Source organism: Legionella sp. km772, assembly GCF_003989735.1.
Classification (GTDB): domain Bacteria; phylum Pseudomonadota; class Gammaproteobacteria; order Legionellales; family Legionellaceae; genus Legionella.
This window is the reverse complement of record NZ_RZGQ01000113.1, coordinates 1-9,233: the sequence shown is the minus strand read 5'-3', so window position 1 is coordinate 9,233 and position 9,233 is coordinate 1. Positions and strand designations below refer to the sequence as shown.

Sequence of the window (9,233 nt, the reverse complement as noted above, 5' to 3'; positions counted from 1 at the left end):
AAACTCATTTAAATCACTTTGCTATTAAGTACAAATTGATTCTTAGAGCGAACCAGATTGCTTGGCAGGAGCTTAAAAATATGGCAGCTTAAAATTGACCGTGCGTAACATGAGTTAATTAGCTTAGATTTTAAACAGGGTTTCTAAATTAATAGAGAAAATTTTTTGTAATTCTTCATCCGCTCTTCTAAAAGCGATGCTCCATTGCTCTTCTAAGGGGGGGGCTAGGTATTCCAGATCAATGTGGCTAGGTAAACGATAAGGTAACATTTGCGAGAGTTCGTATAAACTGATTTGCTTAAGTTCCCTATTTAACATGTAATGACCATCCGCAGTACAATGAATCAGTTCGGAGTCAATGAGGGTATTGATCATTTCATCGGCATCAACCGCAAAGGGCTGATGACTGGCATCAATTAATTCATTAAGGGTTAAACCCTTCGCTCTTTGTTGGGCCTGCCATAGTTCATATAACCAGAGCAAGCTATGGGAAAAACCATCTAAAGCTGGGCCGCTTCGCCTTTGGTGGTGCACCGAAAAAGCATAACTAATTTCTGCTCCCAAAAGCGTAATAACCCAAACCCAATATACCCAAATAAAGAAGAGGGGTAAAATAGCAAAAGCACCATATATTAACTCATAAACATTATAGCGGGTTAAGAAATAAGCAAACCCTTCTTTGGCTGTTTCAAATAAAATAGTAGCTACTAAACTACCGCAAAAAGCATGGCGAATTTTTACCGGACAATTAGGTACTATGGTATATAAAAAAATGAAGCCTAATAAAGAGAGAAAGAAGGGCGAGTAGTAAATAACCAGAGAAAGTAAGGGGTTATCCAATAAAAGTGGAGTAGAAAATAAGTAGGAGCTAATTGCAATACTCAGACCAATCAAAATGGGTGCTAAGGTTAAAATGGCCCAATATAATAAGAAAGCAGATACGCCATGGCGTCCCGAGCTCACCCGCCAAATTTTATTCATTGCTCGTTCAATGGTAAACAGCATTAAGAAGGCGGTAACTAATAAAATAAGAATTCCCCATACGGGTAATTTAGATACTTGCGAGGTAAACTGTTGTAAATAGCCTTGTACTATTGCTCCAGTCGTGGGAATAAAATTGGTAAAGATAAAATTTTGCAGTGGTTGGGAAAAATCTTTAAAGATTGGAAAAGTAGTAAATATCGATAAACTCACGATCATCAATGGTACAACAGCCAGGAGGCTGGTAAACGCCAAAGCTGATGCAATATATGGACAATCATCTTGCACGAAATGTTTCAATACGAAACGAATAAAGCGATCACAGGCATAGTATTTATTGATTATTAGCTCTTTCCAGCGCATGAAGATCTCAATATTCTTGTTATCCTTATCTATTAATAATAGAGAATGATTAGCTATTCGTAAATTTAGAGAAAATTAAAAAATGCCTAATTGCTATTTTAAATAATGAATAGGAAAATAGCGCCACCCTTATTGTTTGAGTCCCTTATGACAGAGCCTTATATCCTTGTATTATATTATTCCCGTACCGGTTCGACTGCGAAGTTAGCGCAATATATCGCTCGAGGTATCGAGCGAATAGAGGGAATGCAAGCACGCATACGTACTGTGCCCCCAGTCTCCGCTACGTGTGAGGCAATCGACAAACCTATCCCCGATGCGGGTGCGCCCTATGTTCAATTAGACGATTTACGACATTGTTCAGGCCTTGCTTTAGGGAGTCCTACCCGATTTGGCAACATGGCCGCCCCTTTGAAGTATTTTTTAGATAACACATCCGCCTTGTGGTTAGCAGGGGACTTAGCAGACAAACCCGCCGCTGTTTTTTCTTCCTCCTCAACCATGCATGGCGGGCAAGAAACTACCTTAGTTTCGATGATGATCCCCTTGTTGCATCATGGGATGCTTCTTTTAGGCTTACCGTATACCGAACCTGCTTTAAATAATACCCTCACAGGAGGCACTCCTTATGGGGCCACGCATGTTGCGGGAATTGATAATAACCAGGACCTAAGTAGTGATGAAATAACGTTGGCCAAACATTTAGGGGAGCGTATTGCTCGTGTAGCAAAAGGACTGAGTAAATAATGAAAATTATTAGTTTTAATGCAAATGGTATCCGCTCCTCCGCACGGAGTGGTTTTTATGAGTGGCTTGTAGAGCAAGATGCAGATTTTGTTTGTTTGCAAGAAACCAAAGCCCAGATTGAGCAACTTTTACCGCAAGAACTCTATTATCCTACCAACTATTTTTGTGATTATTTTGATGCCCAAAAAAAAGGCTACAGTGGAGTGGCGATTTATGCGCGCCAAAAACCTATGCGGGTAGTGAAAGGGATTGGTTATGATTACTGTGATAATGAAGGACGATATATTCAATTCGATTATCCGAAATTAAGCGTTATTTCCTTATATCTCCCCTCAGGTACTAGTGGTGATGAACGCCAAACCGTGAAATATGCTTTTTTGGAGCGTTTTGAACAGCATTTAATAAATTTAAAAAAAGAAGGCCGTGAGTTAATTATTTGTGGTGATTATAATATTGCCCATAAGCAAATTGATTTAAAAAACTGGCGTGGCAATCAAAAGAACTCAGGTTTTCTACCTGAGGAGCGTGCTTGGATGGATAAGCTTTTTGGTGAAATGGGTTTCATTGATGCCTTCAGGGTACACAATCAAGACGAGGAGCAATATACGTGGTGGTCTTACCGTAGTCGCACCGCTTGGACCAATAATGTGGGGTGGAGAATTGATTATCAAGTGATTACGCCCGGCTTAATGGAACATGTGGTGAATACCCGTATTTTTCGTGAGCTAAGATTTTCGGATCATGCGCCTTTATTAATTGAATACAAGGGAGATTGGTGTGTTTAAATTAGCCAGTTGGAATGTTAATTCTTTGAAAATTCGCCTGGAACAGGTGTTGGACTGGTTCGACGCATCATGCATCGATGCCCTTGCTTTACAAGAAACCAAATTGCTTGATGAAAATTTTCCCGCCACCGTTTTTCTTGATAAGGGCTATCATATTGCTTATTCCGGACAAAAAACCTATAACGGTGTGGCGGTCATTAGTCGCCAGCCCATCGCCGAAGTAATTACGGATGTTCCTGAGTTCCTTGATCCGCAAAGACGCATCCTCGCTTGCACTATTGCCGGTATTCGTTTGATTAATTTATATGTTCCTAATGGCGCCTTAGTCAATTCAGATAAGTACCACTATAAATTAAATTGGCTGGAAAAAGTAAGCGTATTTATTAAGGATCAGTTAGCGAGTTATGAGCAAGTGGCCGTGGTGGGTGACTTTAATATTGCACCAGAAGACCGAGATGTGCATGATCCTAAAGAATGGGAGGGCTCGGTGTTAGTTAGTCCTGCTGAGCGTGAAGCCTTTCAAGGGGTTTTAGGCTTGGGTTTACATGATAGCTTTCGACGTTTCCCGCAGGAGGAGGGTTTTTTTAGTTGGTGGGATTATCGCGCCGCAGGCTTCAGACGAAATCGAGGTTTACGCATTGATCATGTCTTATTAAACCAAAAACTTTATGAGCGGTGTACGCATTCTTCAATCGATAAAGAGCCTCGGAAAGCAGAGCGGCCTTCCGATCATGCACCTGTTTGGGTGGAGTTAGCTTTATAAAAATAATGGCGGTTCTGCCCATTAAAGCACCTTAATTGTCATAGTGTTTTAAGAATGGCTAAGCTTATAAATAAAGATACTTGTTAATATAAATTGCTTTGTAAAATATTTTCTGTTATTGTTTTGCATCATTTGTGTATGAGTATGGTGCTTGGCGTTTGGGTCCAGGTGGCGATACTCCTAAATTTAAAGAGAGTCGTATTATGAAAGCAGAAATTCATCCTACCTATGAAGTGGTTAAAGTAACTTGCAGCTGTGGCGAAGTGTTTGAAACGCGTTCCACTTTAGCTAAAGATTTAGCCATTGAAGTATGTTCACAATGTCACCCATTTTATACTGGTAAACAAAAATTAGTAGATACTGGCGGACGCGTTCAAAAATTCCGTGACCGTTATAATCTACGTTCACAAGCTACAGCAAAAGAATAATAAATTAATTTTTGAACTAAGTAATTTATTTATAGCAAAGGCACATGATTATTGTGCCTTTTTACTTAATAGTGGTAAAAATTTTTTATTTGGGTTATTTTTATTCATTATTAGATCGTGAACTAAGAGAGAAATCGTTGTGGATGATGAAGTTTTAAAAAAGCGTGCCTTAGACTATCATGAGTTTCCAACTCCAGGTAAACTTTGTGTGCAAGTAACTAAGCCCACTAATTCACAAGATGATTTATCATTAGCCTATACTCCTGGGGTAGCGGTTCCCGTTTTAGCTATCGAACAAAAGCCAGAAGATGCTTATCGCTATACGAATAAAGGAAATTTAGTCGCTGTTATTAGTAATGGTACTGCTGTTCTTGGTTTAGGGGATGTAGGGGCTTTGGCCAGTAAACCAGTAATGGAAGGTAAAGCGGTTTTATTTAAGCAATTTGCAGGTATTGATGTTTTTGATATCGAAATTGATGCTGATGATTGTCAAGCCTTTATTTCAACCACCAAGCGTATTTCACCTACCTTTGGCGGAATTAACCTAGAAGACATTAAAGCACCTGAATGCTTTGAAATCGAACAAGCCCTTATTGAGCAATTAAACATTCCTGTTTTTCATGATGACCAACATGGTACTGCAATAGTTGTCGCTGCCGGTTTATTAAATGCCCTGGAGTTACAAGGCAAAAAACTCTCGGAAGCTAAAATTGTTTGTATTGGTGCAGGCGCTGCCGGCATTGCATCTATGCGTCTCTTAGTTGCTATGGGTGCTGACAAAAAGAATATGTTGCTTCTTGATACTCAAGGAGTCATTCATTCGGGACGAACTGATTTAAATCCTTACAAATTTGCTTTTGCCCGTACTACGGAATGCCGTACACTCGCTGATGCATTATTCGGCGCCGATGTCTTTATTGGCGTTGCTAAGCCTGACCTATTGAGTGCCGATTTATTAAACTTAATGGCACCGAAACCCATTATTTTTGCTTTATCTAATCCTGATCCGGAAATTAGGCCTGAGCATGCACGAGCTGTTCGTGATGACATTGTAATTGCCACGGGGCGTAGTGACTATCCCAATCAGGTCAATAATGTGTTATGTTTTCCTTATATATTTCGTGGTGCTTTGGATGTACGAGCCCGATGTATTAATCAAGAAATGCAGATTGCGGCTGTTGAAGCGATTCGTCAATTAGTGCATGAAGCTGTTCCCCAGGTAGTGAAGGATAATTACCCAGGAGTTAAAAATTGGGAGTTTGGTCCTGACTATATTATACCAAAACCCATTGATCCTCGTCTAAAAGAGAGGGTTCCTGCTGCTGTAGCAAAGGCTGCAATAGCTAGTGGTGTTAGCCAAGAAGCTATAACTGAATAAGTAATAGAAGTAGTACTCGTTGCTCTTTTTATAAGAGGGAATACACTTGCCTGTTAAGGAGAGATAATTTTGCATTTAGATATAGAACATCGTAAACATTTTACTCTAATTGGTTGGCTTATTTGCGGCCTGGGCGCTGTTTTTTACAGCTATGAATATTTATTGCGGATAGCTCCTAGCGTGATGGAGAATCCTTTACGCACGCATTTCGATTTATCAGCTACTGGTTTTGGTTTTCTTTCCTCAATTTATTACTTTGCCTATGTTCCTATGCAATTACCGGTAGGCGTGCTTTTAGATCGCTATGGTCCACAAAGACTTTTGACTATCGCCTGTTTTATTTGTGTAGTAGGTACTTTTCTTTTTACCGGTACAAATACTTATTGGATTGCTGCCTTAGGTCGTTTTTTAGTTGGCTTTGGTTCTGCCTTCGCCTTTGTGGGCGTTCTTAAGTTGGCCACGATTTGGTTACCCGAAAATCGTCTAGCAATGGCCTCAGGCATGACTTCTGCATTAGGTCCCATCGGCGCAATGCTTGGCGATAATTTTTTGGAGTTATTTATCGAGCACATGGGTTGGATTAAAACCCTCAATATGACTGCTTTTTTTGGGATTGGTTTAACCATTATTTTATGGTTTGGTATTCATGATAAACAAGGAAAGCATCGCCAACACGGTACAGTTTCTTCCATGAAAAACGGCATGGTAGATTTAGGTTTAATCATGCGTAATAAGCAGATTTGGGTCAATGGTATGTATGGTTGTTTGGTGTATTTGCCGACTACCGTTTTTGCCGAGCTATGGGGCATTCCCTATTTAATTCATGCCCACGGGATGACGAGTCACGCTGCTGGTATAGCAAATTCCCTCCTGTTCTTAGGTTTTATCGTGGGTGCGCCATTAATGGGTTATATTTCCGATCGCTTAGCGCGTCGTAAATTTCCAATGCTGATTGGGGCAGCGGGGGCGGCTGTGATTATGATGGTTATCCTTTATATGCCTGGTTTAAATGAAGCTACCATTCAATACTTAATGTTCTTTTTAGGCTTGCTCTATAGTGCTCAAGCAATTGTATTTGCTGTAGGTAGGGAGTTAAGTCCTGGTGAGGCGGCTGGTACCGCGATGGCTGTTACTAACATGATTGTGATGTTAGGTGCTATGTTTTTACAACCTTTAGTGGGTCGTTTATTAGATTTTAGTTTATCAACCCATTTACCTAGTGCTGCGGTAACAGGAAGTGCCGTAAATAATTTACAAAAGTTATATAGCGTGGATGATTATCAATTTGCTTTATCTATCATTCCAGTAGGGATATTAATTGCTGCTATATTGACTTTTTTCTTAAAAGAAACCCATGCCCATGCTAACAAATAGTTCAATCAGTAGGAAACAAATGAGCCTTGGTGTGCTCATTTGCTTTGTCGGCGGTCTTTTCTATTGCTACGAATTTGTTTTACGCATCATTCCTGGTGCTTTACAAACTGAATTAAGCACGGCATTAGGCCATATTTCTGCGACTACTTTCGGGCAAATATCCGCTTTATATTATTTTGCTTATTCACCGATGCAAATGCCTGTGGGTATGTTAATGGATCGTTTCGGTCCTCGTCGTCTGCTCACTTTTGCTTGTCTTTGTTGTACCTTAGGCTCCTGGATGTTTACTTTAACCTACTCGATGTTTTTAGTGGGTTGTGGTCGTTTCTTAGTCGGTTTCGGTTCTTCTTTTGCCTTTGTCGGTGTCTTATCTCTGGCCTTACATTGGTTACCACGCCGCTATTTTTCTTTAGTGGCAGGACTAATTACCACTTTGGGAATGTTAGGTTTAGTCTATGGCGAGGTAAAAATTACCGAGTGGTCAGAGCTTATTGGTTGGGAACAGGTGCTAACCAGTATTGCCCTTATTGGTCTAGTATTAAGCCTTATCACCTTATTGGTTGTTCGCGATGGTCCTGAGGGCTATAAGCCTCATAAATACCCCTTACCGGAATTTTTTCGCAATGTAATAAAAGTATTAGTATCGCCCGAAGTATGGCTAATTGGTTTTGTGGGTGCTTGTTTATATACTTCTTTATCGGTATTTGGTGAGTTATGGGGTAAAACCTATTTGGAGCAGGCCCATCACTTAACCAAAGTCGAGGCCGCAAAAACAATTTCTGCTGTATTTTTAGGATGGGCTATTGGCGCACCACTGGCTGGATACATTTCAGATTATACCGGTAAGAGAACACTTCCTTTGGTGATTGGTGCCCTTTTATCTTTAATCTGTATCAGCATGGTACTTTATTGCCCTAATTTGTCTTATCTCAGCTTGAACATTTTATTATTCTTATATGGTTTGTTTTCCGCCACAGAAATTATTGTCTTTATTATGGCTAAAGAATGTAGCGGCGCCAAATTATCGGGAACAGTGTTTGCAGCAACGAATATGATTGTGGCGTTCGCGGGCGTAATCTTTCAACCATTAGTAGGGAAATTACTCGATACCTTTGGCGATAGTGGTATTGTAGGTGGCGAGCATATTTATACGGTGGTGGATTATCAGGTCGCTTTATCTATCCTGCCTATTTCCTTATTGCTTGTGATGATCTTAGCCTTCTTTATTAAAGATCATTCTGTTAACTAGTGAGGTTCTCATCGAGGATTGTCGGGTTAATGCTCGGCAATTTAGTTTAAGCTAATACAGGAATCTTAGCGAAACAAACCCGCGATGGGGTGCCATACTTTGTTCTGGCTTGCTTGAGTTTGAGCGCAGCGAGAGAGTCAAACGCCAGCCATTGCTTGCTTATTTTTTAAATACTGCAATTAACTCATTAACGGGACGTCGTAAATTGGCTTGGCAATTAATAAAGCGTGATACGGGAAAGCTTTTTATACTTGCTTGGCGATAATATCTACGCGTAAATTCCGTATCATGGTTTGAAATAATCACCGGTATGCCTTTGGCTGCAGTTTCTCGCGCCAGTTCTGCTAATTCAATTTGTTCATTATTAGTAAATTTATGTTGGGTGTAAGGCAAGGGTTTAGTATGTTCGGCACTAGGAACGTAGGGGGGGTCACAGTAAATGACATCACCTTTTTCCGCTAAAGCAAAAGTTTTTCTAAAATCATTATGAAGAAACTCGGCAGTAGTACTTTTTTCATAAAAAAACTGCATTTCTTTCCGTGGGAAATAAGGTTTAAGATATAAACCGAAGGGAACATTATAAATACCTTTGGAGTTATAACGGCATAAGCCATTGTAACCATGCCGGTTTAAATAAAGAAAAAGTGCTGATTTTTCTAAGGAAGAGGTGACGCTATTAAACAATGAGCGCATTTCATAGTAATGGGTTTTACAATTGGTCTCCGGTTTAAAATGAGTTTCACAATAAGTAATAAATGCTTCGCCTTCTTGTTGTAAAAAGCTAAATATTTGAATTAAATCGACATTGGATTCAGCCATTAAATAAGCGGGATAAGAAGTATTCATAAACACTACCCCGGAGCCTGAGAATGGCTCAATTAATCGTTGGCCGGGAGGGAGTGCGGCAATCACGTGCTGGAGGCAGTTGTATTTACTACCTGCCCATTTTAGAAAAGGCCTGATTTTAGTCATAGAATATTAAAATAATTTTTGGGCAAGTATCGCCTATTTTGCAGAGAAAAAACAGTTAATGATACCAGGAAAACAGGGTCACCTCATGAAAAATTTTGAGATAAGATAGTGGTTAAAATAGAATCATCCCATCCAGCATTTTTTCTGAGCCGCTTAATAGATTGCCTTTTCATCTGATTTTTAGTTAATTGAA

General features: G+C 39.8%; 9 protein-coding genes. 7 read left to right on the top strand and 2 right to left on the bottom strand.

From position 1 onward, the window contains the following. Positions 1-123 precede the first annotated feature (123 nt). Entirely contained in the window at positions 124-1,344 is a 1,221-nt protein-coding gene (locus tag ELY15_RS11035; protein ID WP_127099962.1) for a YihY family inner membrane protein, read from the bottom strand. 147 nt (positions 1,345-1,491) lie between these two features. On the opposite strand from ELY15_RS11035, the gene wrbA reads away from it, so the two are divergent. The 7 genes from wrbA (at position 1,492) to ELY15_RS11000 (ending at position 8,068) form a co-directional block, all read left to right on the top strand. Further along, entirely contained in the window at positions 1,492-2,091 is a 600-nt protein-coding gene (gene wrbA, locus ELY15_RS11030; RefSeq protein WP_127099968.1) for an NAD(P)H:quinone oxidoreductase, read from the top strand. After that, positions 2,091-2,876, top strand: coding sequence for an exodeoxyribonuclease III (locus ELY15_RS11025; RefSeq protein ID WP_127099960.1), 786 nt, complete (start codon positions 2,091-2,093; stop codon positions 2,874-2,876). The genes wrbA and ELY15_RS11025 overlap by 1 nt, the downstream gene beginning before the upstream one ends. Beyond that, on the top strand, positions 2,869-3,639 hold the full coding sequence (xth, locus tag ELY15_RS11020) for an exodeoxyribonuclease III (RefSeq protein WP_127099958.1): 771 nt from the start codon (positions 2,869-2,871) through the stop codon (positions 3,637-3,639). The genes ELY15_RS11025 and xth overlap by 8 nt, the downstream gene beginning before the upstream one ends. A gap of 203 nt (positions 3,640-3,842) precedes the next feature. Then, positions 3,843-4,067 carry a 50S ribosomal protein L31 gene (gene rpmE / locus ELY15_RS11015; RefSeq protein ID WP_127099966.1) on the top strand — a complete coding sequence of 75 codons (225 nt, stop codon included), beginning with the start codon at positions 3,843-3,845 and terminating at the stop codon, positions 4,065-4,067. A 139-nt stretch (positions 4,068-4,206) separates the two neighbouring features. Next, positions 4,207-5,445, top strand: coding sequence for a malic enzyme-like NAD(P)-binding protein (locus ELY15_RS11010; protein ID WP_127099956.1), 1,239 nt, complete (start codon positions 4,207-4,209; stop codon positions 5,443-5,445). A gap of 69 nt (positions 5,446-5,514) precedes the next feature. After that, positions 5,515-6,819, top strand: a complete 1,305-nt coding sequence (locus ELY15_RS11005) for an MFS transporter (protein WP_127099954.1) — start codon at positions 5,515-5,517, stop codon at positions 6,817-6,819. After that, on the top strand, positions 6,806-8,068 hold the full coding sequence (locus tag ELY15_RS11000) for an MFS transporter (protein ID WP_127099964.1): 1,263 nt from the start codon (positions 6,806-6,808) through the stop codon (positions 8,066-8,068). Before ELY15_RS11005 ends, ELY15_RS11000 begins: the two co-directional genes overlap by 14 nt. A gap of 159 nt (positions 8,069-8,227) precedes the next feature. On the opposite strand, the gene ELY15_RS10995 is transcribed toward ELY15_RS11000, so the two are convergent. Continuing rightward, a complete protein-coding gene (locus tag ELY15_RS10995; protein WP_127099952.1) occupies positions 8,228-9,040 on the bottom strand; it encodes a Dam family site-specific DNA-(adenine-N6)-methyltransferase in 813 nt (270 codons plus the stop codon). Between the last annotated feature and the right edge of the window lie 193 nt (positions 9,041-9,233).

Bases quoted from the DNA above. Each gene is read 5' to 3' on its own strand.
- ELY15_RS11035 (WP_127099962.1), bottom strand. From the start codon at position 1,344: ATGCGCTGGAAAGAGCTAATAATCAATAAATACTATGCCTGTGATCGC.
- wrbA (WP_127099968.1), top strand. From the start codon at position 1,492: ATGACAGAGCCTTATATCCTTGTATTATATTATTCCCGTACCGGTTCG.
- ELY15_RS11025 (WP_127099960.1), top strand. From the start codon at position 2,091: ATGAAAATTATTAGTTTTAATGCAAATGGTATCCGCTCCTCCGCACGG.
- rpmE (WP_127099966.1), top strand. From the start codon at position 3,843: ATGAAAGCAGAAATTCATCCTACCTATGAAGTGGTTAAAGTAACTTGC.
- ELY15_RS11000 (WP_127099964.1), top strand. From the start codon at position 6,806: ATGCTAACAAATAGTTCAATCAGTAGGAAACAAATGAGCCTTGGTGTG.
- ELY15_RS10995 (WP_127099952.1), bottom strand. From the start codon at position 9,040: ATGACTAAAATCAGGCCTTTTCTAAAATGGGCAGGTAGTAAATACAAC.